At 63.3% G+C, this 27,000-nt stretch carries 27 protein-coding genes, 2 pseudogenes and 1 other annotated feature; of the genes and pseudogenes, 10 read left to right on the forward strand and 19 right to left on the reverse strand.

Features of this window, described 5'->3' with window-relative positions:
- Positions 1 to 918: 918 nt before the first annotated feature.
- Positions 919 to 1,527, forward strand: a complete 609-nt coding sequence (locus tag H7J93_RS25740; RefSeq protein WP_267309127.1) for a hypothetical protein — start codon at positions 919 to 921, stop codon at positions 1,525 to 1,527.
- 274 nt (positions 1,528 to 1,801) lie between these two features.
- Here H7J93_RS25740 and H7J93_RS29490 read toward each other — a convergent pair whose 3' ends face one another.
- Positions 1,802 to 3,691, reverse strand: coding sequence for a serine/threonine-protein kinase (locus H7J93_RS29490; protein ID WP_372508038.1), 1,890 nt, complete (start codon positions 3,689 to 3,691; stop codon positions 1,802 to 1,804).
- Positions 3,692 to 4,074: 383 nt separating this feature from the next.
- Between H7J93_RS29490 and H7J93_RS25750 the strand changes: the two genes are divergently transcribed.
- From H7J93_RS25750 to H7J93_RS25760, 3 genes are read left to right on the forward strand one after another with little or no spacing between them, the layout of a single operon-like run.
- Positions 4,075 to 4,269 (forward strand): excalibur calcium-binding domain-containing protein, encoded by a 195-nt coding sequence (locus H7J93_RS25750; RefSeq protein ID WP_267309128.1) that lies wholly within the window; start codon positions 4,075 to 4,077, stop codon positions 4,267 to 4,269.
- A gap of 29 nt (positions 4,270 to 4,298) precedes the next feature.
- Positions 4,299 to 4,742: a hypothetical protein gene (locus H7J93_RS25755; protein ID WP_267309129.1), complete on the forward strand. Its 444-nt coding sequence runs from the start codon at positions 4,299 to 4,301 to the stop codon at positions 4,740 to 4,742.
- 46 nt (positions 4,743 to 4,788) lie between these two features.
- Positions 4,789 to 5,103, forward strand: coding sequence for a thermonuclease family protein (locus tag H7J93_RS25760; RefSeq protein ID WP_372508039.1), 315 nt, complete (start codon positions 4,789 to 4,791; stop codon positions 5,101 to 5,103).
- Positions 5,104 to 5,380: 277 nt separating this feature from the next.
- Here the strand turns inward: H7J93_RS25760 and H7J93_RS25765 are convergent.
- The 7 genes and pseudogenes from H7J93_RS25765 to H7J93_RS25790 form a co-directional block, all read right to left on the reverse strand.
- Positions 5,381 to 5,698 (reverse strand): annotated as a pseudogene (locus H7J93_RS25765) (integrase core domain-containing protein); the annotation flags it as partial.
- Between the two features lie 7 nt (positions 5,699 to 5,705).
- Positions 5,706 to 7,055, reverse strand: coding sequence for an IS30 family transposase (locus H7J93_RS25770; protein ID WP_443677673.1), 1,350 nt, complete (start codon positions 7,053 to 7,055; stop codon positions 5,706 to 5,708).
- Positions 6,995 to 7,807: an IS3 family transposase gene (locus H7J93_RS29495; RefSeq protein WP_372508041.1), complete on the reverse strand. Its 813-nt coding sequence runs from the start codon at positions 7,805 to 7,807 to the stop codon at positions 6,995 to 6,997. The genes H7J93_RS25770 and H7J93_RS29495 overlap by 61 nt, the downstream gene beginning before the upstream one ends.
- Positions 7,730 to 7,846, reverse strand: a sequence feature (AL1L pseudoknot). (Overlaps the previous gene by 78 nt.)
- The gene (locus H7J93_RS25775) at positions 7,804 to 8,121 is read right to left on the reverse strand and encodes a transposase (protein WP_267309131.1); all 318 of its coding nucleotides are present in this window, start codon (positions 8,119 to 8,121) and stop codon (positions 7,804 to 7,806) included. (Overlaps the previous feature by 43 nt.) Before H7J93_RS25775 ends, H7J93_RS29495 begins: the two co-directional genes overlap by 4 nt.
- A 44-nt stretch (positions 8,122 to 8,165) precedes the next feature.
- Positions 8,166 to 8,654: a class I SAM-dependent methyltransferase gene (locus tag H7J93_RS25780; RefSeq protein ID WP_235682909.1), complete on the reverse strand. Its 489-nt coding sequence runs from the start codon at positions 8,652 to 8,654 to the stop codon at positions 8,166 to 8,168.
- On the reverse strand, positions 8,651 to 9,355 hold the full coding sequence (locus H7J93_RS25785; protein WP_006246590.1) for an adenylate/guanylate cyclase domain-containing protein: 705 nt from the start codon (positions 9,353 to 9,355) through the stop codon (positions 8,651 to 8,653). Before H7J93_RS25785 ends, H7J93_RS25780 begins: the two co-directional genes overlap by 4 nt.
- Positions 9,330 to 9,968, reverse strand: a complete 639-nt coding sequence (locus tag H7J93_RS25790; RefSeq protein ID WP_006246589.1) for a methyltransferase family protein — start codon at positions 9,966 to 9,968, stop codon at positions 9,330 to 9,332. Before H7J93_RS25790 ends, H7J93_RS25785 begins: the two co-directional genes overlap by 26 nt.
- A 116-nt stretch (positions 9,969 to 10,084) precedes the next feature.
- On the opposite strand from H7J93_RS25790, the gene H7J93_RS25795 reads away from it, so the two are divergent.
- The gene (locus H7J93_RS25795) at positions 10,085 to 10,456 is read left to right on the forward strand and encodes an ArsR/SmtB family transcription factor (protein WP_050982640.1); all 372 of its coding nucleotides are present in this window, start codon (positions 10,085 to 10,087) and stop codon (positions 10,454 to 10,456) included.
- Complete coding sequence (locus H7J93_RS25800) at positions 10,453 to 12,432, forward strand: heavy metal translocating P-type ATPase (protein WP_084032479.1); 1,980 nt, start codon at positions 10,453 to 10,455, stop codon at positions 12,430 to 12,432. Before H7J93_RS25795 ends, H7J93_RS25800 begins: the two co-directional genes overlap by 4 nt.
- A gap of 306 nt (positions 12,433 to 12,738) precedes the next feature.
- On the opposite strand, the gene H7J93_RS25810 is transcribed toward H7J93_RS25800, so the two are convergent.
- From H7J93_RS25810 to H7J93_RS25835, 6 genes and pseudogenes are all read right to left on the reverse strand, one after another.
- Positions 12,739 to 13,206: an arsenate-mycothiol transferase ArsC gene (locus tag H7J93_RS25810; protein WP_006246586.1), complete on the reverse strand. Its 468-nt coding sequence runs from the start codon at positions 13,204 to 13,206 to the stop codon at positions 12,739 to 12,741.
- Between the two features lie 30 nt (positions 13,207 to 13,236).
- On the reverse strand, positions 13,237 to 13,905 hold the full coding sequence (locus H7J93_RS25815) for an arsenate reductase ArsC (protein WP_013470140.1): 669 nt from the start codon (positions 13,903 to 13,905) through the stop codon (positions 13,237 to 13,239).
- A gap of 41 nt (positions 13,906 to 13,946) precedes the next feature.
- Positions 13,947 to 15,020: pseudogene (gene arsB / locus H7J93_RS25820) on the reverse strand (ACR3 family arsenite efflux transporter); the annotation flags it as partial.
- On the reverse strand, positions 15,017 to 15,391 hold the full coding sequence (locus tag H7J93_RS25825; protein WP_163660315.1) for an ArsR/SmtB family transcription factor: 375 nt from the start codon (positions 15,389 to 15,391) through the stop codon (positions 15,017 to 15,019). The pseudogene arsB and the gene H7J93_RS25825, both read right to left, overlap by 4 nt.
- Before the next feature lie 43 nt (positions 15,392 to 15,434).
- The gene (locus H7J93_RS25830; RefSeq protein WP_163660312.1) at positions 15,435 to 15,947 is read right to left on the reverse strand and encodes a DinB family protein; all 513 of its coding nucleotides are present in this window, start codon (positions 15,945 to 15,947) and stop codon (positions 15,435 to 15,437) included.
- A gap of 57 nt (positions 15,948 to 16,004) precedes the next feature.
- Complete coding sequence (locus tag H7J93_RS25835) at positions 16,005 to 16,481, reverse strand: ArsI/CadI family heavy metal resistance metalloenzyme (RefSeq protein ID WP_013470142.1); 477 nt, start codon at positions 16,479 to 16,481, stop codon at positions 16,005 to 16,007.
- Between the two features lie 101 nt (positions 16,482 to 16,582).
- Here H7J93_RS25835 and H7J93_RS25840 point away from each other — a divergent pair, with 101 nt between their 5' ends.
- Positions 16,583 to 16,942: an Rv2640c family ArsR-like transcriptional regulator gene (locus H7J93_RS25840; RefSeq protein WP_003887760.1), complete on the forward strand. Its 360-nt coding sequence runs from the start codon at positions 16,583 to 16,585 to the stop codon at positions 16,940 to 16,942.
- A 31-nt stretch (positions 16,943 to 16,973) separates the two neighbouring features.
- Here H7J93_RS25840 and H7J93_RS25845 read toward each other — a convergent pair whose 3' ends face one another.
- Positions 16,974 to 19,352 (reverse strand): tyrosine-type recombinase/integrase, encoded by a 2,379-nt coding sequence (locus tag H7J93_RS25845; protein ID WP_013470143.1) that lies wholly within the window; start codon positions 19,350 to 19,352, stop codon positions 16,974 to 16,976.
- Positions 19,352 to 20,575, reverse strand: coding sequence for a tyrosine-type recombinase/integrase (locus H7J93_RS25850; protein ID WP_267309132.1), 1,224 nt, complete (start codon positions 20,573 to 20,575; stop codon positions 19,352 to 19,354). The genes H7J93_RS25845 and H7J93_RS25850 overlap by 1 nt, the downstream gene beginning before the upstream one ends.
- 311 nt (positions 20,576 to 20,886) lie before the next feature.
- Here H7J93_RS25850 and H7J93_RS25855 point away from each other — a divergent pair, with 311 nt between their 5' ends.
- Complete coding sequence (locus H7J93_RS25855; protein WP_267309133.1) at positions 20,887 to 21,795, forward strand: PASTA domain-containing protein; 909 nt, start codon at positions 20,887 to 20,889, stop codon at positions 21,793 to 21,795.
- 167 nt (positions 21,796 to 21,962) lie between these two features.
- Here the strand turns inward: H7J93_RS25855 and H7J93_RS25860 are convergent, their stop codons facing one another.
- Complete coding sequence (locus H7J93_RS25860; protein ID WP_267309134.1) at positions 21,963 to 22,748, reverse strand: hypothetical protein; 786 nt, start codon at positions 22,746 to 22,748, stop codon at positions 21,963 to 21,965.
- Positions 22,749 to 23,091: 343 nt separating this feature from the next.
- Between H7J93_RS25860 and H7J93_RS25865 the strand changes: the two genes are divergently transcribed.
- The gene (locus H7J93_RS25865; protein WP_267309135.1) at positions 23,092 to 23,673 is read left to right on the forward strand and encodes a hypothetical protein; all 582 of its coding nucleotides are present in this window, start codon (positions 23,092 to 23,094) and stop codon (positions 23,671 to 23,673) included.
- A 197-nt stretch (positions 23,674 to 23,870) separates the two neighbouring features.
- Positions 23,871 to 24,365 (forward strand): hypothetical protein, encoded by a 495-nt coding sequence (locus tag H7J93_RS25870; RefSeq protein WP_267309136.1) that lies wholly within the window; start codon positions 23,871 to 23,873, stop codon positions 24,363 to 24,365.
- Positions 24,366 to 24,693: 328 nt separating this feature from the next.
- Here the strand turns inward: H7J93_RS25870 and H7J93_RS25875 are convergent, their stop codons facing one another.
- Positions 24,694 to 25,428, reverse strand: a complete 735-nt coding sequence (locus H7J93_RS25875) for a hypothetical protein (RefSeq protein WP_267309137.1) — start codon at positions 25,426 to 25,428, stop codon at positions 24,694 to 24,696.
- Positions 25,429 to 25,702: 274 nt separating this feature from the next.
- Positions 25,703 to 26,137, reverse strand: a complete 435-nt coding sequence (locus H7J93_RS25880; RefSeq protein ID WP_267309138.1) for a hypothetical protein — start codon at positions 26,135 to 26,137, stop codon at positions 25,703 to 25,705.
- Positions 26,138 to 27,000 lie beyond the last annotated feature (863 nt).

Consider the following 27,000-nt stretch of genomic DNA (forward strand, 5'->3'; position numbering starts at 1 on the left):
AAGGCAAGCTACTCGAACGACCCACCGACATCACCCCACCAACACCGCCTTCAAACGGTGACGAGAGCACCGGAACGGAGGTCGCCTGAAACACCCCGATCCACAGGTATTGACAATTTCTCGTGTCCGACACCCAGGAATCAATCAACACTGAGGCCGTACTACGAGTTACCGAGCTCATATCCCGCCTGTTCAGCAGCGCACTCAACCTTGCAGTGGGCGCAGCGGTTGCTGTCGCAGTCGCGTTCATGGGGGGCAGGACAGCCCAGCGTCCGTGGATGGTCGCGTCGGCGTATCTAGCGGGGGGCCTCTGCCTGGTCGCGCTCGTTGTACTGACGGTGACCATCGTGATCGGCCAGGTTCAGGATCATGCCAATTGGACGAAAACGCCAAACACATGGCTCATGCGGTCGGTCAGGAACGCGCTCTCCCCTCGAACGCCGACGTCCTACAAGCTAATCGTGCTGATCACTTCGTCTTGGGTCCTCGTCATATCAAGCATGTACGTCGATCCAAGTGAGTCCGGGCCCGAAAAGCCGCTGGCATTCACCGCCCGGATCGCCTGTGAGACAACGGGACTGGAACTTTGCGATGCGTCTGCTACGAGGAATTCAGTCCCGGCTGAGTCCCTGTCTGGCAGCTATATCGCAAAGCTCTTGGAGCGGTCATCGGACAAAACTACTAACAGACAATACCGTTTCTAGCGGTGGATAGCGCATTTGCGAAGCTTGATCGTGCGAAGAAGCATCGCCTTTCATTAACTGACGCCATTACAGCGTTCCGGCGGCAGAAGGCAGTTCACTGGCGATATGTCTATGAGCCGCATCCTTCTGATCATGAACTCGCATTCGTAAACGTGGTCGCTGTCGGCGACGTACAGATACCTCCGGACTGGAGCCTTGTCTCGTAGGCGACATATTGACGAATCTGCGTGCCGCACTCGACCACGCCACCTACGCGCACGTGTCGGCTCGCCACGTTCTCACGGAGGCTGAAGAGCAATCGCTGCAGTATCCCATCCTTGAGGATAGGAGCAAATGGACGAAAACGACGCGCGCGCTGACGCCCCTCATGGACCCTTCATCGCTTCGACTCGTAGAAGCAAGTCAACCATTTCAAGACGAGGTACCTAGCGATAATCCGCTGGCGTGGCTCAATGAACTGGTCAACCGAGATAAGCACAGGTCGGTGCGCTTAGTCACCTACCTCTCGGACAATTTGGAAGTCGTAACTTCCAGTGAGGTTCAGGTAGTCAAAATTGATGTCACCCCAACCAGAGTCGTTGATGGTGCGGTCGCCGCTGTTGTCACGATCCGTAGGCCCATCCTTGGGCCTGGCGAGCGAAATATGGCCCCAAGGCGTTTCAATGCGATTCACTCAACTAGCGAGTACATCGAGTTACCTACACCTGGCGATCAGCGACCGCTAGTGCTTGTTCTAGCCGAGTGCATCGCGAGCGTCGACGCGGTGCTATCTGTTTTTCAGCAACTTGAGGATGAAATCGCGAGCGACGAGGCAACGGAATAGCACCGAGCGGCCCGGAAGCTAGCAGAAAGTTCTGATAAGCCGCGTGAAGCACCACCTCACAGAGGGATTGGCCTCACCCGGCGAACGTGATCCGCGCAGGGAGCAGTCAAGAACGTCTCCTCCTCCGAGACATTCCCGACAGACTTCCGACTAACGAGTAACGGCGAACTTGGGGATGCAGTGCTATCGGCGGTGTCGTAAAACTTCTCAGAATTGATCGTCTTCGACACGCGGCCACCGATGGGGTGTCGCCCCGACCTACTTGAGGTGGCACCTACTCTCCACCGGGGTGGTAGCCGTAAGGGCCTTCATGGAACCTCCCGTTCTCGCAGGTAGATATGTCCCCAGAGGCTGGGCTGTACTTGGTTGATCCTTCGACGCACCCGGTCTCCGCCGGGGACGGTTCGGCGGGCGTTGGCGGCGCTGGTGGTGATGACTGAGCCGGCTCCGGAGGGGGTGGTGGCGCAGGTGGCTCCGTTTCTGGCACGTAGCTGCTTCCGTCCCAGTGCAGATTTCTAACGGTGAGACGGCCCGAAGCGCAGTCGGGTTCACAGGTGTTGGCTGTTTGGCGAATCGCGTACACGCCATCGACGGGGCCAAGCAGCTCGACGCTGTAGTAGTCATTCACGCCCGTCATATATGGGTCACCACCGCCCTGCTGCATTTTGGTGTAGCTCACGACGTTCTCGAAGCCGTCAGCGTTGGGAATCAGTACGACTACTCCACCATCGGCGTAGTTGCCGTTGCTCGCGTCTCGGTACTTGATGAACATGTTGCCGGTCGCGTCGGTGGCGGGATCGGCGAAGCCGAAGTCGTTGCCCACGAACGCATTAACTCCGATTGTCGTTAAGACCCTTCCTTTCTCAGTGACGGGTAGGGCGCACCCCGCAACACGAAGCGATCGGTCAAGAAAGAGGAACACTCGCACCATGCCGAGCTGAGGGTGCTTCACGTCGCTATGACCAACGACAGCGCCCGAGCAGCCTGAATTTGCAGGTGGCACGTCGGGGAGTACAACTGGTGGCGCGGCGGCTGTGGGAGTGGACGTGGGCGTTGCAATGCTCGATGAGATGGCAGTCGAGCTGGACTGCTGGTGCTGCCATGGCCGCCAAACCGTCATTATCACAACGAGCACCAGGAGTACTGCCACGACCGAGGCTCCGATCAATTTCCGGCTGCCGGAACGAACAGAATCACTGTGGGCGGTGGCGCCAGCGACTCCTGAGGTATTGGTCGTGACCTGGGACCTGCGGGGTGCCGACGCTCGTGTCGTTGGCGCAGCGGCAGCCCCTAGCGCGTGCGGAGCCGCAGCCTCGGTAAGGGCTAGGGCGAAGTCGGCGCAACACGCGAAGCGGTCATTCGGGTCCTTCGCCAACGCAGCATTCAACACCGGGTCTACCGCGGCGAGATCGGCTCGTATGTCGGCAAGGGCAGGCACTGGTGCGTTGAGGTGCCGGCTGATGACCACAGCTGGATTCGAGTGTGGGAAAGGCTGCATGCCGGTCAGGAGGTGGTATGCGGTTGCGGCAAGGGCGTATTGGTCTGCTCGACCATCCATCTGCTCACCCATGAGCTGCTCTGGGGCCGCGTAAGCGACGGTGCCGACGGTCATATTGGTCGTGGTGACGCCGCTGATGTCATCGAGCGGCCTCGCGATGCCAAAGTCGGCGAGATAGACATCCGGATCGTCGCCATCGGCATCGGCGACAATGATGTTGGCCGGCTTGACGTCTCGGTGCAGAAGACCCTTCCTATGGGCATAGTCGAGGGCACTGGCGACAGCGGTGATGATTGGTGCAGCGATTTCAACGGGCATGCCTGCCGGGTACTGCTGCAGCATCAACTCTGCCGCATCGGTTCCGTCGATGTAGTCCATCGCGATCCACAAGTGACCTTCGTGTTCACCTCGGTCATGTACACCCACGATGTGGGGGTGGCGCAGTCCTGCAGCAAGATCAGCCTCGCGGATGAACCTTTCCCGGAACGATGCATCGTTGGAAAGGTCCTGACGTAAGACCTTCAGCGCTTCGTGTCGAGGCAGACGCGGATGCTGGACGAGGTAAACATCCCCCATTCCTCCGGACCCCAGCAACCGCAGAACCCTGTACCCGGCGAAGATCTCCCCAGTCCTCAGCGGCATGGCGCGATGGTAGCTGTCCAGCACGGTCGGACTTCAACCTTCTGTGGATACGAAGCCATGCACCGCCTGGTCTCGCGGACGATCGTTTCGTTCTGGCTGCAGATGGTGCGCTCGTGCCACGCTCGGCCAGACACCGAGATGGGTAGCTGACCACGCTCGCCTGCGCACGTAGGCATCAGCGACCATGGCCGTGCCGCAATGGCGATCAGTCAAGAGGCATCTCACACTTATCAGGCTCAAGCTGCGGATTTATCAACGATGCACATTCGATGCGCTCTTCCAGCAAACAAAGCATAGGGAAACACCGGATTCCCTGATCCACCTGAGGTTCCATATTGTCGTTTGCGCATGGCGCGGAACGAGGCCGGGCCAGCTCATCACCATCGACCATTCAGGGGGTAACAACCATGATCCGAACCTTCATCGTCGCGGTCGTTGTCGCGGCAGCAGCCATCGGCGCAGCGCCGGCGGCCAGCGCACAGCAGCCGTATCCAAATTGCAAGACCGCAGCGCAGGACGGCGTCTACAACATCCCTTCCGACTCGCCCTACTACGGGCCGTGGCTGGACAAGGACAGCGACGGCGTCGGCTGCGAAAGCTAGTGGGTCTGCTCCACTCAGGGAGAATCACCATGGGGATGTTCAAGAAGGCGGCGGGTTACATTGTCGTTGGGTTTGCGATGTTCGGTGCGGCAATCGCCCTAGCCGTGCCCGCTAATGCGGCCGTCGAGCAGGACCAGCAGTTCCATCGCTTGTTGACCCGTCCTAATCAGGACGATCCAATGGTGATCTGGGACTTTTCGCTCGTGCGAGCGCAGGGCATTGGGGTCTGCCAACGTCAAGACGCCGGGCTGACAGCTATGCAGGCGCTCTACGACCTCGATGAACGGTACGGCGGTCCGTATCCATTCGAGTTGGCCAGCAGTATCAGTTCTGCGGCGAATGTGATCTATTGCCCGTGGCATACATCATCAGTGACTGGCGGTGTAGACGTGTCGAGGCCCGTGTACCCGAGACCCATTTACCCGCCTCTGATGTGGTCACCTACACCGTTGTATCCGCCCGCGGTCGCTTGATCGGGGAATCCTGTTGATACGCCGGTCCGTTCGTGGATTGCTGGTGGTGACTGGTTTGGTCACTGCGACTCTTGTTGCGCCAGTCATCGCCGCAGCCGACACCGTCGCCACGACCGCAGAAGTCCTGAAGGTTGTTGACGGTGACACCATCGATATTCGTGACGACGTGCGCGGGCGGCTCCGCATCCGGGTGCTCGGAATCGATACTCCGGAGACAAAGAAGCCTGGGTACACAATCGGGTGCTGGGGCCCCGAGGCCACTGTTTTCGCGACCTCCAAATTGGTCGGACAACGGGTCGCGGTCGTCATCGATCCCACCCAGGACCGAACCGACCGGTACGGACGAACTTATCTGCACTAGTCAATCCGGTTCACCGGGGCCGGTCATCAGTCGGAGTCTTTGGAGCCTTCGAGGGCGCGGCTGAGCTGTTGATGTGGGACAGCTCTAGCTGGATGGTCGGTGAGTTCGCGTCGGGTTACGTGGTTTTGCGGGCGGTGAGGCGTTCGACGAGGCCGAGTTTGAAGCGTTCGACGCGTTCGATGTCGAGGTTGGGGTCGTTGCGGATGTGGTTGAGGGGGCGGCGCAGGAAGTGTTCGCCGCCGAGGGGAACGGTGAATGAAGCACCCCAGGTTTTTTCCTAGTTGGTTGTGAGGGCCGGGGTTGGCTGGCTCACGGGGTGTGAGGCGCCGGTGAGGGCGGCCTCGTACTCGGCTGGTGGAACGTAGCCAAGAGCTTCATGCAGGCGTTCCTGGTTGTACCAGGACACCCAGGCGGCGGTTGCCAGTTCGACGTCATCGACGCACCGCCAGGGTCTGCCGCGGTTGATCAACTCGGTCTTATAGGCCGCATTGACCGCCTCGGCGAGGGCGTTGTCATAACTATCGCCGCGGGATCCGACTGAGGGGGCGATCCCGAGCTCGGCCAGCCGATCGGTATAAGCCAGCGATAGGTACTGCCTGGGTTCAACTGGTCGTTGCAACACCGGGTTGTTGAAGTGAGCGTAGCTGCTCTTCGAATACCTCGGCAGGGGTCTTCCAGTCGAGGCTTTTGCGGGGTCGGTTGTTCAGCGTGAGAGCGACTGCTTCAAGGTCTTCTGCGGACCACCGTGAGAGGTCGGTGCCCTTCGGGAAGTATTGGCGCAGCAGCCCATTGGTGTTCTCGTTCGTCGGCCGTTGCCAGGGCGAGTGGGGGTCGGCGAAGAACACCTTCGTGCCCGTCTCGAGAGCGAACTGGGCGTGGCCGGATAGTTCTTTGCCGCGGTCCCAGGTGAGCGTCTTGCGGAGCTGTTCGGGAAGCTTCGTCATTGACGCGACGAGCGCGGCGTTCATCGCGACGGCGCCGTAGCCACCCAGCGCGGCACCGTTCTTGATCGGCGGTATCTCGCCGTAGCCCTCCAGCCGTGGCAGAGCCACCAGCAGGGTCGAGCGGCTCTTGCGTTCGACGATCGTGCCGATCGCGGATCGGCCCGTGCCGATGATCAGATCGCCCTCCCAGTGCCCGGGGACGGCGCGGTCGGCCGCCTCCGCGGGGCGCTGAGAGAACACGACGTCCGCGGTGACATGGCCTTGAGGGCGGTTCTGCGTGCGCGCTCGTGGCTGGCGCAGTGCGCGGCCGGTTCGCAGGCAAGTGACGAGCTCGCGTTTGAGCGCACCACGGCCCTGGATGAACAGCGACTGGTAGATCGCCTCGTGGCTGATGCGCATGGACTCATCATCCGGGAAGTCGACCTTCAATCGGTGCGAGATCTGCTCCGGGCTCCACGCGGTCGCCCACCGCCGGTCCTGCCGGTGCGGTTTGTTCAGCCCCTTCCACGCGGGCGGCTCCGGCCCGACAACGACGCTGCCGTCGGGCCGGCGAACGTTCCCGGCGAGCCGCTCTTGGACGTACTCGCGCAGCCTGTCGTTAACCACGAGCCTCGCCTCTTTCGGTCGCTTCGCCGCCTGCTGAGACTTCCACTGCGCCACCAACGCCCGGTACTCCTGCTTCCCGCTGCGGGTGGCCGCGTTGCGGCGCAATTCGCGCGAGATCGTTGCCGCGTCGCGGCCAATCCTGCGCGCGATCTCACGAACGCCGATCTGCTCGGCGCGCAGCAGAGCGATCTCCTCGCGCTCCTCGAAGGACAGGTAGCGGCCGGTGGGCGCGGCAAGCGAGATCGGTGGCATGCCGCCAGCGTGGCGGAACCAACGGGCCCCGACCGGCACGGACACGCCCACCTTCAGCGCCGCTTCGGCCGAGGTGATGCCCGTCGCGATCAGACGCCAGAACTGCCGCTGCACCGCCCGCGAGGGCTCAGGTCGCCCGGGCGAACGCATCGGCGGACGCAACGCCCGATCGGCACGCCACTGCCGACGCGCACCCTCGGGCACATCGCTGGTCTTGGCAGCCCAGTCCTTCGTCGCCACTGATGAACACCTCCACGGTCAAGGTGTTGCGACGACCGATTGAATCCGCCCTGTGACCCGCGGTCGGAATGATGCACTAACCCAGATAGATCTGAATCTGCCTGCCACACAGCGTGGTTGAACGCCTGCAACGGAAGGTCCTCGGTGCGCATCGTCACCGAGACTGCCCAGCCGACGACCTTGCGGGTACAGACATCGGTGACGAACGCGGTGTAGCAGAACCCCTGCCAGGTCCGCACGAACGTGATGTCAGCGACCCAGAGCCGGTTCGGTGCAGAGGCCTTGAACTGACGGTTGACCAGATCAGCCGGCCGTTGATCGGCGGGGTCGGTGACCGTTGTGAACACCGGTCTGCCCCGTTGGACGCCGCGTAGGCCAGCCTTGTGCATTAATCGTCGTGTTTGTTCGCGGCCCAGGTGCCAACCGCGACGTTGCATCGCTGCGTGCATCTTCTTGACGCCGTACACCGAGAAGTTGTCTTGGTGCACGGTGTGCAGGTCGGCGATCAGCTGTTCGTCGCGGATCTCGCGATCGCAGGCCGGTCGGGTCCGCGCGGCGCGATAGCCTCGAGCGGTAAGGAACCCCGGGATTGCTGCCCGTAGGATGCGGCAGATGAGCTCGACCCCGAACTGATCGCGATGTGCGTCGATGAAGGCGATCATTTCGTCACGGGGCGGTCGAGCTCCGCTGCGAAAAACGCGGACGCTGACTTCAAAAGCTCATTGGCTCTGCGTAATTCGGCGACTTCACGTTTGAGCTTGCGGATCTCGGTGTGCTCGGCGCTGGTCGTGCCGGACCGTTCGCCAGCATCGACTTGAGCTTTGCGTCGCCACCGACGCACCGATTCCTCCGAGATGCCAAGTTTGCTGGCCACCGACTTGATGGCCTCGAACTCAGAAATATCCGAGGCTTCCATCATGGTGTCCAACATCCGCAACGCACGATCGCGAAACTCCGGCGAATACTGACGGGGCATGTTCCTGATCCTCCTATACGGATCGGAACAAAACCTGGGGTACTTCAGGTCTCGAAGATGGTGCGGGCGGTGGGTGGTGGGTCGAGGTCGATGGCGATGACCTGGCCGGCGAGACGTAGAACGCGGATGGCTTCGTCGATGGCGCGGTGGCGGATGTCGGTGGGCAGTTCGTGCCAGCCGAACACGCTCATCACCACGTCGAAGGTGTCATTGCCGAACGGCAGTGCGGCGGCGTCACCTTCATGCAGCGCCACGGTACCGATCCCGGCGCGGGTGAGGTAGCGGCGGCCGACGGCCAGCATTTCCGGGGAGATGTCGAGGCAATCCACTCGTGTGCTCGGGGATTTGCGGGCGAGCAGGCGGGCGGCGTAGCCGGTGCCGCCGCACAGTTCGAGCACTCGTTTCGGTTTCTGGTCGGCGAGGAGCTGGGCGAGCCGGTCATGGGGTCGGCCGGGGATGAACCGGTTGCCGGCTTCGAACAGCGGTCCGGCCAGGGCGAATTTGAGCCGGTTGCGGCCCCAGGGGCGGCTCATGTCGGCTGCCGTTCACTGGCGGTGACCGGGAGTGTCGATGTGTAAGTGCTTGGGGTGGTGGTGAATTGGTGGGCGCAGTCGGTCGAGCAGAACCACCAATCCCGGTCCTGGTAGCGGCGTCGCGCCCGGGCGGTTTCCGGGTTGATCCGCATGCCGCAGACCGGGTCGCGGGGGTAGCGGGCCTCGGTCAGGGCCAGCGTGTGTAGCGGAATCGGGGTGGTGATGCTGCGCAGCGGCGGAGCACCGATCGCTGGGGTGGACAGGCCTTGTCGGGTAGCGGCAGCCGCGATCGGGTCGGTGATCACGGCGTGGCCGGCCCCGGCGAGTGCGGTGATGCGGGCGGCGATGTTGACGGTGTGGCCGAACACGTCGCCGCCGCGGGCGATGACGGGTCCGTGATGGATTCCGGCGCGCAGCGCCAGGAACCCGTCCTCGCCGGCGACCTGCTCTGCCAGGTCGGTGAGGGTGGCCAGCATCTGGGTGGGTGTGTCGGCGGTCAACATGACCGCGTCCCCGATCGTCTTCACCAGCCTCACGCCCGGTTGTAGTGCAGCCTGTGCCAGGTCGGCAAGCCGCGCGGCGAGCTGGGCGGCTTCGTGGTCGCCGCAGATTTCGGTGAGGATGCTGTAGCCGGCCAGGTCGACAAACGCCGCCGTCGCCTCGACCGTGTCGAAGTCAGGTGTAGTGTCGGGCAGCATCATTGGTCTCATCTCTGGTGCGGCCGAGCCACGGTAGGAAGCGCCCCACTCGGGTGGTGTAGTCGCGGTAGGTGTGGCCGTGGACGCGGCGCAGGTAGGGCTCTTCCACTTCGCGCACCTGCAGCTGGATGCCGGCGATCGCGATCAGCAGGCCGGCGATCGCTATCGGGTTGGGCACCATCAGCGTCAGGCCGGTCAGGGTGAGCAGCAGTGTGGTGAAGATCGGGTTGCGCACAATCGCGAACGGGCCGCCGGTGACCAGCTCGGTGCGTTCGGTCTCATCAACCCCGATCCGCCACGAGGCCCCCAACCCCAGCTGGGCCTGCAAGGTCAGCCCGATGCCCACCACCGCAACCGCGATCCCAGTCGCATGAACCAGCAGATGGTCGGCGAAACGCAGTGGGGCGAGCCCGGCCAGGGCCGCCGCTGGGGCGCCGACGCCGACCAGCAGATAGCCCACGTCGGCGAGCGCGAGCGCCCACCATTCCAGGGTGCCGTCGGGCCGCCAACCCCGCCGGTTGCCGCTGTCGCCGATGCGGGCCAGCTGGATCCGGCGCCGACAGGCCCCGATCACCAGCATCAACATCGCGAACAGGCCCAGTGCAGTCAGTGCCATCGCCTGCTCCTTCCCGGTCGGCCCGTCCCCGCCCTGCGTCCTCATCCATCGGGTTGTATCGATGTTGGCGGGGTTGACCGATCAATAGTGTTGGACGCTATCATCGTCGTGTGGCGATGAAAAGTGGTTCGGTCGATCCCGCGATGTGCGGGAATGTGGATGCGGCGACGGCGTTGTTTCACAGCCTCTCGGATGGCACCCGGTTGGCGATCCTGCGCCGGCTGGCGGTCGGTGAGGCGCGGGTGGTGGATCTGACCGGCGAGTTGGGGTTGGCGCAGTCGACGGTGTCGGCGCATCTGGCGTGCCTGCGCGACTGCGGGCTGGTGGATTTCCGGCCGCAGGGCCGCGCCTCGGTGTATCGGCTGGCCCGCCCGGAACTACTGGACATGTTGCGGGCCGCCGAAGCTGTCTTGGAGGCCACCGGCAACGCGGTGGCGTTGTGCCCCAACTACGGCCACCCGACTGAGCGGAAGAAGGTTGCGCGATGAGTGAGGCGTGCGGCTGCGGCAGCGACGACCGCCCCGGCGAGGACGAGCAGGAACCCGAACGGCTTTGGGAGATCACCGAACTGCGCGCCGCCGCGGTGGCGGGCGTGGTGCTTTTGGCCGGCTATGTGGTCGGCTGGTCCGGCGGCCCCCATGCGGTCGAAATCGGCCTGTATGCGCTCGCCTTGGTGATCGGTGCCTACACGTTCGTGCCTTCGACGCTGCGCCGGCTGGCGCAGGGCAAGATCGGGGTCGGCACGCTGATGACGATCGCCGCGGTCGGCGCGGTGATCCTCGGCGAGGTCGGCGAGGCCGCCATGCTGGCGTTCCTGTTCTCCATCAGCGAGGGCCTCGAAGAATACTCCCTCGCCCGCACCCGCCGAGGTCTGCGGGCGTTGTTGTCGCTGGTGCCCGATGAGGCCACCGTGCTCCGCGACGGTACCGAAACCACCATCGCCCCAGCAGAGTTGGCGGTGGGTGACCGGATGCTGGTCAAGCCCGGCGAACGCGTCGCCACCGACGGCACGATCGTGTCGGGGCGCACGGCGCTGGATGTTTCGGCCATCACCGGCGAATCCGTGCCGGTAGAGGCCGGGCCCGGTGATGAGGTGTTCGCCGGGTCGATCAACGGCACCAGCGTGCTGGAGGTTGAGGTCACGTCCACTGCTGCTGACAACTCGTTGGCCCGCATCGTGGCGATCGTGGAGGCCGAGCAGTCCCGCAAGGGCGAAGCCCAGCGCCTGGCCGACCGCATCGCCAAACCCCTGGTCCCCGCGATCATGATCGCCGCGGTCCTCATCGCCGCCATCGGCAGCGTGTTGGGCGATCCGCTGGTGTGGATCGAACGTGCCCTGGTGGTGTTGGTGGCGGCCTCTCCTTGCGCGCTGGCGATCTCGGTGCCGGTCACGGTGGTCGCCGCGATCGGCGCGGCTAGCAAGCTCGGTGTCTTGGTCAAGGGCGGGGCGGCGCTGGAAGCCCTGGGCGCGGTCCGCACGATCGCGCTGGACAAGACAGGCACCCTGACCGCCAACGCACCCACCGTCATCGACGTCGCCACCACCAACGGCGCCACCCGCGAGCACGTGCTGGATGTGGCGGCGGCGTTGGAGGCCCGCAGCGAACACCCCCTCGCGGCAGCGATTCTCGCCGCCGCGCAGGGCCCCGTGCAACCGGCTGATGACGTGCAGGCGGTCACCGGTGCCGGGTTGACCGGCGCGCGGGATGGCCGTCGATTGCGGCTGGGCCGCCCCGGCTGGCTTGACCCCGGCCCGCTGGCCGGCCAGGTCGCGGCCATGCAGGCCGCCGGCGCCACCGCCGTGCTCATCGAAGACAACGACCAGATCATCGGGGCAGTCGCGGTGCGCGATGAGCTGCGGCCCGAAGCCGCCCACGTCGTCGCCCAGCTGCGCCGCGGCGGGTATCAGGTGGCCATGCTCACCGGTGACAACCAAGCGACCGCCCACGCATTGGCCAAGCAGGTGGGCATCGAGGTCGTGCATGCCGATCTGCGGCCCGAAGACAAAGCCGCGCTAATTGGTCAAATGCGCCAACGTTCCTCGACGGCCATGGTCGGTGACGGCGTCAACGACGCCCCGGCCCTGGCCACTGCCGATTTGGGTATCGCCATGGGCGCGATGGGCACCGACGTGGCCATCGAAACCGCCGACGTCGCGCTGATGGGTGAAGACCTGCGCCACCTCACCCAAGCACTGGCCCACGCGCGGCGCGCGAGGCGGATCATGCTGCAAAACGTCGGCCTCTCACTGGCATTGATTACGGTGCTCATTCCGCTCGCCCTCACCGGTGTCCTCGGGCTGGCCGCGGTCGTCGCGGTGCACGAACTCGCCGAAATCGTCGTCATCGCCAACGGCGTGCGCGCCGGACGCACCAAGCCCCTCGGGGGCACCATCATCGAAACCGGAACCGACTCCCACCGGCTGGCCCACACCCGCAACCAGAAGACCACGGCAGCCAGCTGAACTCGGGGCCGCAACATCGGGGTAAGACCCCGGATCGATCACGTCAACGGCGTCGCACTCCGAAGCGCCGCCAGCACGCGATCCCTGGTCGGAAGGTCCAATCGGCACGCATCAGCTGCCAGCTCAGTGCCCGGCTTCATGACATCCATACCATCAACGAGCACTGTTGGCGATGGATATCCACCGACCCTTTCCACCACCACATCTTCAGCGATATCAACCTCAGACAGACACTCGGCGAGCAAGCGCCGAGCCGCCGCCGCATTCGGACATCCCGGGCTCGTGAGAAGTTCCACACGCATACATCTAGCTTCGCTCAATACGCGCGTTGGATCGGGATGGCTGGCCGGTGGGTGGTGTGATCGCGGTGGAAAGGTTGGCGGCCAAGGCCTGGACGCGCGTGGTGATGTCGTCGCGGATGATTCGCATGCGGTCGATTCCGTCGATGCCGCGCAAGGAGGGTTCGTCGGTATCCCACCGCTGGATGGTGACGCCGGGACAGTACTCGTCGAGGTGGGCTTGGCTGCCGACGATGACGACCAGGTCGGCGTCGTCGAGCATCTGCGCGGTGAGTTGGGCGGGCTGATGGTCGCTGATGTCGACGCCGACTTCTGCCAAGGCTTGTACCGAGAGGTCGTTGACGGCGGTCTTGGCGCGGGTGCCCGCCGAGCTGACGTGGATGGTCGGTCCGGCGATCTGGCGCATGAGCCCGGCGGCCATGACCGATTTTCCGGCGTTACTGACGCAGACGAACAACACTGATGTGTCAGCCATATTCGGTGTGTTCCCTTGAGGTTTTCGCGGCTACCGGGTGACGGGCACGTTCAGGTCGGCCAACAAACGGTGGACGCGTTCTTCGATGTCGTCGCGGATCGGGCGGACGGCGTCGAGGCCCTGGCCGGCGGGGTCGGGCAGTTCCCAGTTCTCGTAGCGTTTCCCGGGGAAGATCGGGCAGGCGTCCCCGCAGCCCATGGTGATGACGACGTCGGCCGCCTGCACAATTTCGTCGGTCCAGGGTTTGGGGTATTCGCCAGTGATGTCGATACCGACTTCGTGCATGGCAGCGATCGCGGCGGGGTTGATCTCGTTGCCGGGTTCGGATCCACCGGACCAGGCGACGGCCCGGTCACCGGCCAGGTGGGTGAAGTAGCCCAGCGCCATCTGCGAGCGGCCGGCGTTGTGGGTGCACAGGAACAACACGGTCGGTTTGCCGTCGCTGATCTTTCCTTCCACTCTCGCCAGGGCGTGCAGGCGTTGGCGGGCGAACCGTTCGGCCAACAGCGGCAGGAAGTTCGGAATGGTGGCCCGGCCGGCGAACTGGTCGTAGGACGAATGCAAGAACCGTTCGATGGTTTCGGTACCGAAGGTGCCATCGAACTCACCGCCCAGCCGGGTCGCCGCGGTTTTCAGGGCGAGTTGCTGGTCGATGGACAGATCGTGGCGAAGCTCGTGGGTGACGGGGCTGTCAGTCATGGATTGGGTTCCGTTCTCGTCGTCGAGCCGTCGGCAGGAAGGTGTTGGGAGGTGTGGTGGTGGAACCGGTTGCGCAACGCCAAGGACACGTAGACCAACCCGACCAGGACCGGGACTTCGATCAACGGGCCGACGACGCCGGCCAGGGCTTGGCCGGAGGTGGCGCCGTAGGTGGCGATCGCGACGGCGATGGCGAGTTCGAAGTTGTTGCCCGCGGCGGTGAACGCCAGGGTGGTGGTGCGCTCATAACCGAGATCGAGCATGGTGCCGAGCAGGTAGCCTCCGCCCCACATGATCGCGAAGTACGCTAGTAGCGGCAGGGCGATGCGGGCGACGTCGAACGGTTGGTGGGTGATCTGGTCGCCTTGCAGCGCAAAGAGAATCACGATAGTGAACAGCAGCCCGTAGAGCGCCCACGGCCCGATCCGGGGCAGGAACTTGGCCTCGTACCAGTCACGGCCCTTGGTTTTCTCGCCGAGCCGGCGCGACAGGTAGCCGGCCAGCAGCGGGATGCCCAGAAATATGAGCACGGACTTGGCGATCTGCCATGGGGAGGTGTCGATGGTGGTCTGTTCCAGGCCGAGCCAGCCGGGCAGCACCGACAGATAGAACCAGCCCAGCAGGGCGAACATGATGACCTGGAAGATCGAGTTGAGCGCCACGAGGACGGCGGCGGCTTCCCGGTCGCCGCAGGCCAGGTCGTTCCAGATGATGACCATGGCGATGCAGCGGGCCAGGCCGACGATGATCAGGCCGGTCCGGTATTCGGGCAGGTCGGGCAGCAGCAGCCACGCGAGCGCGAACATCAGCGCGGGGCCGAGCACCCAGTTCAGGACCAGTGAGGACAGCAGCAGCTTGCGGTCGCCGGTGACGGTGTCGAGGCGGTCGTAGCGGACCTTGGCCAGCACCGGGTACATCATGATGAGCAGGCCAAGAGCGATGGGTAGTGAAATCCCGTCCAGCTGAACGCTTTCCAGCGCGGTGTTCAAGCCGGGAACCCAGCGGCCCAGCAGCAACCCGGCGACCATCGCCGCGCCGATCCACAGCGGCAGGAACCGATCCAGGGTGGAGAGCTTGCCCACGACCGCTGGGGCCGGGGTGGTGGTGTCGGTCATGCCGACACCCCGGCGGCTGCGTCAATGCCGAACAGGACGGCGGGGCTGGCCAGCGCGTCGGGCACCACGGCGTAGTACACCCAGGAGGCCCGGCGCTGTGAGGTCAGTAGCCCGGCGTCGCGCAGCACTTTGAGGTGGTGGCTGATGGTCGGTTGTGACACCTCGATGTCGGCGGAGATGTCGCAGACGCAGGCCTCACCACCGGCGTGGCTGGCGATCGCGGAGAACAGCTGCAGGCGTACCGGATCGGCCAGCGCTTTGAGTTTGACCGCCATGTCCGCCGCGTCCGCGGCGGTAAGGGGTTCGCGCAGCAGCGCCCCGGGTGGGCAGCACGCGTCCCCGTCGGTCAACGACTCCTGCGACTTCGACATACATCAATATTGACGGATATCGAAGTTGTTGGCAAATGAAACGTCAGGTGAAGGTGAGTTGGGCGGCGTGGAAGTCGAAGTGGCGCCCGGGGTAGCGGTAGACGTCTTCCAGCGTCATGTAGTCGGAGAAGAACGGATCCCATCCCGGCGGGAAATGCATGCCGCGCCGCAGGGTGTCGTCGGTCTCGCGGGCGAGCCGGTGTTGCAGTGAGTCGATGACCCGGTGGAGTTTGGCGCCCATCCTGCGCCGGTTGTAGACCATGGCGGCGGCGCATGATCCGTAGTAGTTGATTTGATGAAACGGCGTGGTCGCGGCGTTGAGCAACCGGGCGTATGCCCCGCTGACGCGGTCAGGTAGTCGGCCCATCACCCGCACCAGGGGCAGCAGCCGCTGCACGACCATGTAGCCGAACACCATGTGGAACAGCAATTGGCCGTTGGTCCACCGGGTTCCGCGCGTCGGCGCATCCCAGTCGTCGGGGCCGGCGGCCGCCAGTAGCTGGTGGAACGTGACACGCGCGCGCTCCAGATCGGCAGCGATGGCATCGCGGTCCATGCCCCGATCATGCGCCTGCCGCGGCCATGTGACCACGGCCGCGGCAGGTGCGATCGGCTAGCAACAGGACGCTGCGGCGGGGTCAGCCTCCTTGGAGGCTCCGCCGCAACACACCCCACCCTCGCCGTCGGCGGAATCGTCGAGGTGCTGTGGGCTGGTGCCGAAGGTGTCGGAGTCGGCCAGCACCGTGTAGACCTCCCATTTCTCTCCGGCCGGCCCGGTCACCCAGACCTTGTCCTGGGTGGCGAAGCAACACGTGGTGCCGATCTCCTCATCGGTGAACAGCCCCTCGCCGGTCAGGCGGGCGATCTCGGCGTGCACCTTGTCGCTGGATTGGACCTCGACGCCGAGGTGGTTGATGGTGCCGCCCTTACCGGGATTTTCCAGCAGCACCAGCTTCAGCGGCGGCTCGGCGACGGCGAAGTTGGCATAGCCGGGCTTGACCTTGGCGGGGTCGACGCCGAACAGTTTGGTGTAGAACGTGATCGCCTCGTCGAGGTCATCGACGTTGAGGGCGAGTTGCATACGGGACATGATGGACCTCCCACTAGGGATGAGACATATATCGAACTGGCGCGTCGACCTCAGGATGCCACCTTTTTGATATATGTCAAGACAGGTGGCAGGATGGGGTCATGCCCAAAGCGCTGCCCGTGATCGACATGTCCGCCCCGGTGTGCTGCGCCCCGGTCGCCGCGGGCCCGATCAGCGACGCCGATGCCCTGCAGGTCGCGATGCGGCTCAAGGCGCTCGCCGACCCGGTGCGGGTCAAGATGATGTCGCTGCTGTTCAGCTCACGCCCCGGCGAAGAGACCAGCGGCGATCTGGCCGCGGTGCTCGACCTGAGTGAATCCACCGTCAGCCACCACCTGGGCCAGCTCCGCAAAGCCGGGCTGGTGATCTCCGACCGGCGCGGCATGAACGTCTTTCACCGCGTCAAACCCGAAGCCCTGCAGGCACTCTGCGTCGTCCTCGACCCCAACTGCTGCACCTAGCTGTCAGAAGGACGGTCCCTTACTGCTCGCGTCAGGACGTGTGCGCGGCAAGGAGTACCGGGGCCGCCTCGGTGAGGGCTGCCAGCCTCGCCGCCTTGCGGTCGGCGTGCTCAATGGTGAGGCGTAATTGGTTAACGTCGCCCAGCCACCGGTTCTTTTGGGCCTCGACCACCTGGAGGCGAAGGTTGTCACGGATCTCATCGAGCCTTGCGGCCTGGGCCGGTTCAACCTCGCAGAAATCGCACCGGATGCAGGCATGTTCATGGGAACAGTCAGATCCATAGGGGCGGTGGCAATTGCCGAGCGCGATCCGGCGCTGGCCGAAGTGTTCGACGAACTCGTCCCATTCGGCTTGGGTGGGCTCACGGTATTCGGCCGATGGCCGTGCCTGTCTACGGTTGTCGATGAACCGGTCATATGCCTCGAAGACATCTTTCTGATACACCGCGGTGTAGCCGCGCGTGACTTCGATATTGTTGTGGCCCACCATCTTTGCGGCCAAATGGATCGGGAACCCGGCGTTGACGATGTCGGTGATGAAGATCCGGCGAAAGTCGTGTGGCGTGAAATGCAGCGAAGTACCGTCAGCGTCCTTCAAGGCCATGCTGTTGGCCAGCTCTGATAACCACTTTCGGACCGTGCACTGGTTGATTACCCGCGACCGTCCACCCTCTCGGATCTGGATCAGATGCGGCATCGGCGCCGACACCTGGCGTTCCTGTGTGTCGATTCGGCAGCACAGCGGAACGCGGCCATCGATGCTGACGAACTCGACCAGTCGCGCCAAGGTGGTGGTCAACTCCGGGCTGCAGGGAAATATCCGCTCCTGATCGGTCTTGCTCGGTGCGATCTGCAGGAGCGGTATCACGGTGCCATCGGGTTTGCGGTACTGCTTGATGCTCAGATGGGTCAGCTCCAGCATCTCTTCGATCCGGATACCGGTGTGGCGCAACACCTCGATGATCGTCCAGGTCATGAAGGCCCGTGTCACGGTGTAGTGGATGTCAACCCGCTTCTCCGATCCATCCTGCAGAACATGGATGCGCACTCGGTCGGCCCGCTTGCCCGGTGTGTGCTTGATGTAGGTGCTCCCGTGCACGGCGAACGGTTCACCGAACGGCGCTGTCGTCGCGACCGCTTGCAGCTCTGCTGCTTGCACGTACGCCCGCCGGGCTGCAGCGACGAGTGCATCGACGTGCGGGGTGAGGGTGCGGGTGCGGGCATGCATGCGGTGTGCCCGCTGGGCCCGGCGCTTCTGCTGGCCTCGGACGTCGCGGATGCTGACCGGGCATGAGACAGCCCAATGGGCCCACGTCGAGGGATCCTCGTGGGACCAGGCAGCCACGTCGAGGTAGAAGCTGCGGACCGCTCCCAGAATGCTCTCGGCGTGCCGGCGCGGAGTCCCATCCGGTTTGGTGCGCAACCACTCTTTCCAGGCGGATGCCTGGGCCTTCGTCAAACTGATTGTGTCGATGCCGGGGTTGGCGTCTTCGATCGGTTTCCAGAACAGCTTCACCAGGTTTCGGCTGGTTCCGTCCAGGCTGGCGTAGTCCTGACCGACGGCGATCTCGGCGAGGTAGGCGATCAACAGTCCTCGCACGCTGGGAGCTCGCACATTGAAGCGGTCGACCAGTTCGGTGGGACTGAGACGTTTGGCGATGAGGTAGTGCCGCAGGTCGTCGGCTTCACCGGCGAACAGTCCGCCGCGGCGTCCGTAGTGCCACATGGCGAGAAGATCCCCCGGCATCCTGCCGGTCGAGACGAGAAAGTCTCGGTAGGCCAACACATGCTGGCTGTGCAGCTCGGTGATTGGCAGCCCGTTGCAGATGCTGATACGTACCAGGTGGGTGGCGGTTCGCCATTTCTTCACTTCCGGTGCGCCCTCGTGCTCCGCGGCGGCGAAGTAGCGATCCCACGCCTTCGGTTCGTGCGTGGTCGTCCAGTCACGGTAGAACCGCGCCTGCTTGTTCTCGATCAACCAGTCATGGCCGGGACGAATGACCCCCAGCATTATGAGTGCGTTGATCGACAGCCTTGCCCCAAGCCGTGTATGCGATCCGGTTGATAAGGCTGGGCACCACGCCTTCGGCTGGCGATCGGAATCGCTGGCGATCCAACGGTCTTGATAACTGTCGCCGACAAAGCCATCCAGCCAGTCCAATAGGCGACTCAGCCAGAGCCGTGCACCGCTGCGGGCTACTGCCTCGCTGCGGTACTTCTCACTCATCCGTGCCATCACGAGCGGAAGTCCCGCAGTGATGATGCGTTCACGTTCGGCGCAGGTGACAGTGTTTCCGAACCACGGATGGTCCTCGGGCGTCGGGGACAGCGAAGGCAGTACTTCGACTGGATGGTTGGCAAACGCAGACGAACTCGCCAGCGACTGGGCACGCGTGAGCACCCGCGCCATCAGAATGCCCGACCGAAAAGAACTTGGAGATCTTCTGCCGCATAGCCTTTCGCCGGCGTGGGCTGCGGTGACGGGGGTCTATTCCAGTGCTGATCAAGTTTGTCGACGAGTTCGGCTACGGTGGGTCGCAGGTAGCGTGTGGTGCTGGCGATCGACGCGTGCCGCATCAGCTCCTGCATTTCCGCGATGGTCATGTTCTCGTCCTGGGCGAGACGCATGCAGAAGGTGTGCCGGGAGTCATGCATCGTGACGTTGGAGCCCAGCAGCGCGTTGCTGCGTTCAAGGATCTGTCGCATTGCCCAATAGCTCAGCGGCCGCGGTGTGCCGCGCAATGTCAGCCAGACTGGCTCTTCAGGCGGACCCACGGGGCGCTCAGCAAGGTACCGGGCGATCCAGAGATACGCAGTGGGACTGATACGGACCATGACACGACTTCCATTCCCGCCCTTGGGTATTACATCGGCGGTTTGGTCGGCGGCATGGAGCATCCCCCGCCGCATGCTGAGCAGTTCACTGGCGCGTAAACCAGAGGAGATCGCCGTAGCGACAATGGCACGGTCGCGGTTTGTTCTCAGCGATGCAAATACCTCCTCGTACAGGTCGTCGCTGAGCGCGCGCGGCGCACGTTCCACTAGCTTCTGCCGATAAGGCGCGCGCTTTTGGGGGCGCGGGTTATCGAAGTGCTGGCGGTGCACGTCGAGTCGAGTGAGATCGTCGCGCGATTTCGGTACCGGGTTGATGAGCGGCCCGAGATCCGACTCCAGGGCGAACTCGTAGAAGCCACTGAGCGACGACAGTCTGCGATTCATCGACGACCGCGCGTAGGAAGACTCCAGGTAGGCCTTGCCCGTCCGCTCGTTCACAGAACCTGGGGTCGGCCGATGAGTATCCGCACTCGATCCGCGGCGTCGTTGCGGGTTCGCGCGACACCGGTACCACCTCACCCAGTCCCGGACTTCGCCCCGCGTTGCCTGAGTCCACGAAACCTGCAGTGCGCCGAGGAAACGACTCCAGCTCAGTAGGTCGTACGCATAGGCGCGCAGCGTCGCAGGCGAGTTGTCGCACGCGAACAGGTCGGCCAACCACAGATTGACGTGGTTTACGCCGGCACCCGACTCGTCGACCAAACGCCACGGCAACGAGCCCGCATTGCCGCGAACGACCGCACCAAGCCTCGGGACATCGAGAACCTCCACAAGTCTCGGTTCGATCCCGTCATCCATCACAGCCCCTGGTCCGGAAGTTCAATCTGCGTGGAGACTAAACGCACCGGCCGACAAGTTGAGCCTGCACAGCCGCACCACGTGGATCATCCAACTGCAGTTAACCGCACGCTCGCCTACCTGATCCGCGCCGACGGCTGGGACTACTCAGTCGGAGCCGCTCGAGCTGGGGCTGCGAAGTCCTACGTGTACGCGAATAACCCTGTGAATAGTCATCTTTCAATCGCAGCGGCCGAGGCCGAAGCACGAAGCGCCCTTCGCGGACTGTGGGGACCTCCGTGCTTCGGGGATACGAAATCAGAGGAACGATAATGAAACTCGGGATCGGCGGAGGAGCATTCGGTGTCCGTGGTGGCATCTCGACCCGAGGCATCGGTGTCGGCGTTGGACCATTCTCGACAGGAACATCTTGGCGGGGTGGAGGGTCCGGCGGCGGTGGAGGCCTTCTGGCGTGGCTGATCGCCGCCGGGGTCGTCATCTTGGTTGTCGCCTGGCCGTACCTGCTGGGTACCTGGGTCGCCGTCCAGTGCGGCGCGTGGAATCCGTCAACCGAGCGTCTTGTGGTCGGCTGGTTTTTCGAAAGCGTCTACATCGCCGCATTGGTCGCCTGGCTGGTGAAGGCTCGGCTCACGGGTGCTCAGCGCCAAGCTGAAGAGGCTCAACGGTTGACTGAGGTCATCGCGTCTGGCGTTGTCTACGAGACGAAGGACGGTCGATCCGTGGTGTATAGACACGGCCTTTGCACCGTCAACCACAGGTCACGAGACACGGCTGCCAATTGCACCAAGTCCCCAGCGAGGGCGACTTTGCAGGCGTCGGCCGCAAGCACGGCTCCGAACACCACGCCGGCAAACGGAGACCCGGCGATGAGGCACGCCCTGATCTGGTCCGCCGCCGTGCTCGCGGTTGGTGTGGTCGCCGGCATCGGCATGCTCGTAGCGGACCCGATTCACTCGGCTGCCGAAGAGGCCAGCACTAAGCCCTGCCCCGCAACGACTTCCACGAGCGACATCACGGTCCCCGACCTTGTCGGCCTGAACGCAGAGAACGCTCGCACCCGGCTCACCGGCCTCGGGCTGACCGGAGTCGAGCTGTCTCCGGCCAACCCGAAGTACAAGTCGGTGATCATCGCGTCGAACTGGACAGTGGTCAGCACCGATCCTGCGCCAGGCTGTGCGGTCAATCGATACAACCGCATCGTCGTGTACGTCACCAAGTGACCGTGATTTGCCTCGATAGTTGCACGCGCTCATATTTGAACGGGTTGGCACCCCAAGGGCAGCCGCACCTGCCAGACTGACATTCTTTCGCCTTGCGGCGGGCGTGCGCCTCTTTTGTGGCGCGGGCGGGCGACCGGCGCGTCAAGTCTCCACACACCCCCTCAGGTCTAATCGTCGGGGCCGCCCGTGTCGTCGTAGCCGGTTCGCAGTAGGTCAGCGGCCAGGGCCCAGACCACGCGCATTCGGTCGTGTACCAATGCCATCGCGTCGGGGATGGGGCTGGGGTTGAGCTGGTTACCTGCGACGTATGCCTCGCGTAGTTGTATCTCGACGTACATGGCGTTCTGCCCGGCCAGATTCAGCTCATCGAGTGCATCGTGGATCTGCTGGTTCTGGACCAAGAGGTGGGCCGCGGCGATTTCTTGGGCCACATCCTTCGCGGCCAAGGACAATTCCTTGCTCAGCTCATCCATCCCGTCGATACGTTCTTGGCGGCTGCTCAGACGTGCGATCTTCGCACCTTCATTCCACAACTTGGCAAGCTGGTGACCCAACGCATCTACGGCGCGGTTGAGTATGACGACCTGCTGCTTCTGCGACTGCTCCAACAGCTGCACGCGCTGCAGTCGCGCCAACTCTCGCTGATTCTCCATTTCCTGCTGGTGCAACTCGCGGGCGTGCTCCAATTCCCGCGCAGACCGTTCCCGGGCTGCCTCAACTTCCTGTTGGGTGCGTGTGTTGGCCGCAGCGATTTCGGCCGTCAGGTGGATTGCCGTTTCGGCCGCCGCATCCTTTGCTTGTCGGCGGATGACGACGGATTGCCACAGGGCCACGATCACCGCCCCGATGGTGCCGACGGCAGCGAACGGCTCCCATATGCTGCCCCAATCGATAACGGGGTACTTTTCCATGAGGTCGATGGATTGAGCGACAGCGATGGCCAGGATGGCCATCGAGAACACGCTGGCGCCGATGGCTATTGACCCCTTAGTGTCGGCCCACCATTCGCGCCACCATTGCTTGCAGTCTCTCCACGCCCCCATATGCGGGAATTTAGCGATCTATGCCTACTAGCGGTAGCGCGCCTCGCCGAAGGTGTCTACCCGTATCGCCAGACTGGTAGGCATGAACTTGGACAGCGGGCCGCGCAGCGGAGTCGTCGGCTGGTACCGGGAGGTTGGCAACCCATGGTCGATAAGAGGCCAGAGGGATCGCCGCCCACAGCCTGGGAGCGACCTAGCGGCTGATGCAGCTGACGGGACGAATACAGGTCCCGTCGCGCATCACAGCATCATCATGGCGCTCGATCACTTGGGACTCGTAGTTGACGCGATGGTCAGAGATGAGCCAATGCGCCATTACGCGCCCTTCACCTCACTGCGAACAGTCCTTCTGGCTTCTGCCCGGGCGCGTTGGATGCTCAAGCCTGACGAGTCGCGCGAGCGTCAAATACGCTGCTTACAAATCGAATTCGTGAACATCGACGAACAACGGAAGGCCTTTCAAACGGTGGCCCGTACAGCTGCCACTGAACAGTTGGAAGAGATGTCGAAGGACATACTCGCCGGTTTTGACCACCAATTAGCCCCGCTTCAATCTCGCGCGGACGATTTAGGTACCGAGTTGAGAAAGCCACCCGATACGTTGTCGATGTTGCGTGAGTTAGTCGCCGCTAAGGCAGCGGACGGATTCGTCGCACTGCACCTGTGGCGCATTGGATCATCGACCGCGCACGGCTACTACTGGTCGGACACTCAACGCCCGGATCCGCACCTGTTTGACGACAGCACCTTCGATATGGCTCTACATGCCGCTGCCCTGTTTGTGAGGCAGGCAATGGCAACCTATGAGCACCGAGCAGGGTTGGGCAGAGTGTAGAGCGCCGCGGGCTGGATCCAAATGGCCCGCCGTAGGCGGACGCCTGCAATAGCACGCACCCGAGGACGTGGGCACGCGACGAGACAATGCGTCGAGCAGGTAGGCCCCGCTGCAACGTGCGCCGCGAACGAAGTCGACCGAGGGGATCGCCGAGTGATATCTCCGTTGTCGAATATTGATGGTGGCACACTCCCAGCATGGATCGAATCACTGTCGAAGACGCATACCTTCGGAAGCTCGGCTTGGTCGTCTTCAATGTGGCAGCGATCGAAGGCATGCTCATCTACGATCTCGTTCGCTTCCGGCCCGTCGTGCCACCAGAACTGGATTTCATGACTTCGACCGGGATGCAGATCACCGCGATGACTACGCGAGGTGTCGGCGATTACCTTGTAGCGCATGCGGCTAAGTGCACCAACGCGAGGGTCTCCACTTATCTCGGCACCGGCGGTGCGCGGCTGATCGAGATCGCGCCGTCCCGTAATGCAATGCTCCACTCCCGGCCGGGCATTGACGGCACCGATCCAAGCCAGCCACTGCGTCTGCTTCGTATGGTGCCTAAGCCTGATTTCGATGACCCAGGCGTCATCAACGACGACTGGCTTGACGCTCTCGTCCGGAGACTCGGCGAGATCTATACCGAACTCGAACGGTTGCGCCCGCCATTTCAGGGGACCATCAGCCCTGACTAGAGCGCCACCTCTGCCGCGATGGTTGCGGCCTATCCATCACGCTTTAGACGATGAACAGTTCCGTGGCCCAAGAAGCGAACGGCGGCTCGGAATACGCTCGGGCGCGTATGCCTCACCAGGCAGGGCGCGAGCCGGAGGCGAGAGTGGCAGCCCCTTATACCTTCACCCCTTATAGATACACCCCGCACGACCATGTGCTGCACTATGGACTCATGACATACCCCGACCATCACGCCCGCGAGATGGCCAAGTGGGCTCACCACCGCCTAAATACTGAGCGAAAACTGTCCGAGGAGACCGAGCGTCAGGCTCTGGCCCGCTCGCCGGTTCAACGCGCCAAGTATGAGTCGTGCTCGTCTGCGTCGTCGAACTCTGCAATAGCGGCAGGTTCGAGCACCACTTCGCCGTCGTCGACCTCATCGTAGAAGTCCCTGATTTTACCGGTGTGTGCCGAGTCCCTCGTGGTACCAAGGGCCTGCAGAATATCTGCCCACATCTCTTGCGGCACAGTGCTGCGCACCGCGTCGATGATCCTATTCAGTTGAATCCTGATTTCTAGCAAGTTGGGCTGGCCGGCGCGAGAGTCGATAAGTGACTGAAGTCGGCTCGCGGCGAGGATGCCGGTGCTCACATCGACGCTGGTCTCCGAATCAACCAGACTTTCATAGCTTTTGGCCATCACGGTTTCTAGAAAGGCCATCGGTGTAATCGCGGTCGACACGCCTTCAACGAAGTCCACCTGATTTTCCTGAGCACGACGCTCCAGGATCTCCCGGTAGGTGGCCCTGGCTGCGTTCTGCACAGGAAAGTGCCGAGCGCAGTGGTTGCGTACGGAGTCGATCGTCACCTGATCGCGTTGGTCAAGTTTGGCGTTCTCGTCACCAAGAGCACGCACGACCATCGCATAACTTGTCCCAGTCGCGAGAAGGTTATTAACCTTTCCGCGTACATCGTCGTTGCGGCAGACTCGGCACCGAGGTTCTAGATGAAAGTGGTTGGTGGGGACCAGCGCCATCATCTCGATGGTGGGGTCTACACGGTCGACCACTGCGGCTACGGACATGGCGCCTCCTGATCAACGTCTGTATGTACAAGCGGTTCACTACTTAATGACCAAGAGGCGTTCCCTTACAGGGTCCAGACGCGAAATCTGGGCTTTCAGCGGTACATCCCCGTACTTCGGCACGGTGTCGGCCAGACGACCTCACCATCTGCTTGACGACCACTGGGGCCACGGCAATCGTGCAGGCGGCGCCGCAGGGGAACCGCCGGATTGATCAACCCCGTCTCCCGCCACGAACGACTGCCGCCGTCAGCGGAGTTTCGAACCTTTGACCTCACCCAGACCGCAAGCAGCGACCCGTGAACGAGTCGCGATATTCGCGGCCACATTCCTCGAGCACGGTGTCGACCAGAGGACCCCAATCCAAGTAAGCCTCAACGAAGAACTGCTCATTGTCGTCGTCGTCTGCGGTGGCAATGGCCGCGTAGAGCAGCTCCTTGCCGACTTCGGCGACCTCGAGGAGCTTCTCGGCGCTAGCCTTGCGGCCGTTAAGACGCCGCTTATCAATCGAATCGAGAAATACGCCAACCGGGAATTGGTCGCGCCGGTGACGCTCTCGGTCCGACCGGGCGAGCACCTCCAAGAGGTCCGGAGCGAGACCCCTTTCAATCGCGGCCTGATCCAGCTCCCGGCTCCTTCGCATGCCCTCTTCGAACTCCTGGTCGTTGCGCCGGAACCAAAACCGAATCCACTCCTGATGATGCTTCATTGTTCGTCTCCTAGATGTTTTCGATCATGTGGTTATTGAGTTGCGGTGCGGTGGGCGATCAGCCACCCGCCGCCCCGATACCTGACTGAGCGTCGCCAGTTCCTGGAGGCATCCATGGCCTTCACTTCGCAGGCGTGAAAGCTCATTCGGACTAGTCAGCAGGTACTCAGCGACTGCAGGCGCCGTGACGAGATTTCCCGCGCTGGTCAAGAGGCGCGCCCTATTCATTGAGCACCGCCCACTGCAGATTCACGCTCAATCGGCGCATCGAGCACCGCACTCCGACTCCCGATCATGTGGGGCGTCTCCGGCCAGACGATCTCGCGCGACCGTTCGATGACCACCGAGGCTCCGAAAGACTCGATCAGCCGCGCACGCCGTACTGCAGCGTCGCGGGTCCGGAAGACCTTGCTGGTGTCAGGCCACGAGAACTGGTCGCCGCCAACGGTGTTTCGATACCGCGGGCTCGGCGTCCAGCCACGAGGCGACCAACCCGCTAGGGGGACGTCATGCCACTCATTGCCCTCAGGCGAGTACCGCAGGTTAAGGACGGCGGCTCCACTGGGGTAAGCGGTGATGCGGACTCGGTACAGATATTCAGCCACGAGAGTTCCTTTCGTCGGGCAGGTGATGTAACAGTGATGGATACAGCGGTTCTTGCCGTTCGCGCCGGCTGGTTGGGGTCATATGACCCCAACCGCGCACCCCGTCAATGCCCTGCTGACCTGCAGCCAGGCCAGGTCAAGTCCACGGACGTGGTGTACGACGTCGTCGCGTGATTCTTCGATGTGATGGTTCAGGCGGTCAGTGCCGCGGGGGTGGCCTCCTGTTCGGTCGGGGTGTCGTTGACGGTGCGTGATTTG

The sequence above is a fragment of the Mycobacterium barrassiae genome (assembly GCF_025822765.1).
GTDB lineage: Bacteria > Actinomycetota > Actinomycetes > Mycobacteriales > Mycobacteriaceae > Mycobacterium > Mycobacterium barrassiae.

What these genes read in the sequence shown, in the direction of transcription:
- H7J93_RS25870 (WP_267309136.1), top strand. Translation starts at nt 23,871, where the DNA reads ATGGATCGAATCACTGTCGAAGACGCATACCTTCGGAAGCTCGGCTTG.
- H7J93_RS25835 (WP_013470142.1), bottom strand. Translation starts at nt 16,481, where the DNA reads ATGTCCCGTATGCAACTCGCCCTCAACGTCGATGACCTCGACGAGGCG.
- H7J93_RS25875 (WP_267309137.1), bottom strand. Translation starts at nt 25,428, where the DNA reads ATGTCCGTAGCCGCAGTGGTCGACCGTGTAGACCCCACCATCGAGATG.
- H7J93_RS25840 (WP_003887760.1), top strand. Translation starts at nt 16,583, where the DNA reads ATGCCCAAAGCGCTGCCCGTGATCGACATGTCCGCCCCGGTGTGCTGC.
- H7J93_RS25855 (WP_267309133.1), top strand. Translation starts at nt 20,887, where the DNA reads ATGAAACTCGGGATCGGCGGAGGAGCATTCGGTGTCCGTGGTGGCATC.
- H7J93_RS25815 (WP_013470140.1), bottom strand. Translation starts at nt 13,905, where the DNA reads ATGACTGACAGCCCCGTCACCCACGAGCTTCGCCACGATCTGTCCATC.
- H7J93_RS25755 (WP_267309129.1), top strand. Translation starts at nt 4,299, where the DNA reads ATGGGGATGTTCAAGAAGGCGGCGGGTTACATTGTCGTTGGGTTTGCG.
- H7J93_RS29495 (WP_372508041.1), bottom strand. Translation starts at nt 7,807, where the DNA reads ATGATCGCCTTCATCGACGCACATCGCGATCAGTTCGGGGTCGAGCTC.
- H7J93_RS25850 (WP_267309132.1), bottom strand. Translation starts at nt 20,575, where the DNA reads ATGGATGACGGGATCGAACCGAGACTTGTGGAGGTTCTCGATGTCCCG.
- H7J93_RS25785 (WP_006246590.1), bottom strand. Translation starts at nt 9,355, where the DNA reads ATGATGCTGCCCGACACTACACCTGACTTCGACACGGTCGAGGCGACG.
- H7J93_RS25770 (WP_443677673.1), bottom strand. Translation starts at nt 7,055, where the DNA reads ATGCGTTCGCCCGGGCGACCTGAGCCCTCGCGGGCGGTGCAGCGGCAG.
- H7J93_RS25845 (WP_013470143.1), bottom strand. Translation starts at nt 19,352, where the DNA reads ATGGCGCGGGTGCTCACGCGTGCCCAGTCGCTGGCGAGTTCGTCTGCG.
- H7J93_RS25775 (WP_267309131.1), bottom strand. Translation starts at nt 8,121, where the DNA reads ATGCCCCGTCAGTATTCGCCGGAGTTTCGCGATCGTGCGTTGCGGATG.
- H7J93_RS25800 (WP_084032479.1), top strand. Translation starts at nt 10,453, where the DNA reads ATGAGTGAGGCGTGCGGCTGCGGCAGCGACGACCGCCCCGGCGAGGAC.
- H7J93_RS25790 (WP_006246589.1), bottom strand. Translation starts at nt 9,968, where the DNA reads ATGGCACTGACTGCACTGGGCCTGTTCGCGATGTTGATGCTGGTGATC.
- H7J93_RS25750 (WP_267309128.1), top strand. Translation starts at nt 4,075, where the DNA reads ATGATCCGAACCTTCATCGTCGCGGTCGTTGTCGCGGCAGCAGCCATC.
- H7J93_RS25780 (WP_235682909.1), bottom strand. Translation starts at nt 8,654, where the DNA reads ATGAGCCGCCCCTGGGGCCGCAACCGGCTCAAATTCGCCCTGGCCGGA.
- H7J93_RS25880 (WP_267309138.1), bottom strand. Translation starts at nt 26,137, where the DNA reads ATGAAGCATCATCAGGAGTGGATTCGGTTTTGGTTCCGGCGCAACGAC.
- H7J93_RS25830 (WP_163660312.1), bottom strand. Translation starts at nt 15,947, where the DNA reads ATGGACCGCGATGCCATCGCTGCCGATCTGGAGCGCGCGCGTGTCACG.
- H7J93_RS25860 (WP_267309134.1), bottom strand. Translation starts at nt 22,748, where the DNA reads ATGGCCATCCTGGCCATCGCTGTCGCTCAATCCATCGACCTCATGGAA.
- H7J93_RS25825 (WP_163660315.1), bottom strand. Translation starts at nt 15,391, where the DNA reads ATGTCGAAGTCGCAGGAGTCGTTGACCGACGGGGACGCGTGCTGCCCA.
- H7J93_RS25795 (WP_050982640.1), top strand. Translation starts at nt 10,085, where the DNA reads ATGAAAAGTGGTTCGGTCGATCCCGCGATGTGCGGGAATGTGGATGCG.
- H7J93_RS25810 (WP_006246586.1), bottom strand. Translation starts at nt 13,206, where the DNA reads ATGGCTGACACATCAGTGTTGTTCGTCTGCGTCAGTAACGCCGGAAAA.
- H7J93_RS25865 (WP_267309135.1), top strand. Translation starts at nt 23,092, where the DNA reads ATGGCGCTCGATCACTTGGGACTCGTAGTTGACGCGATGGTCAGAGAT.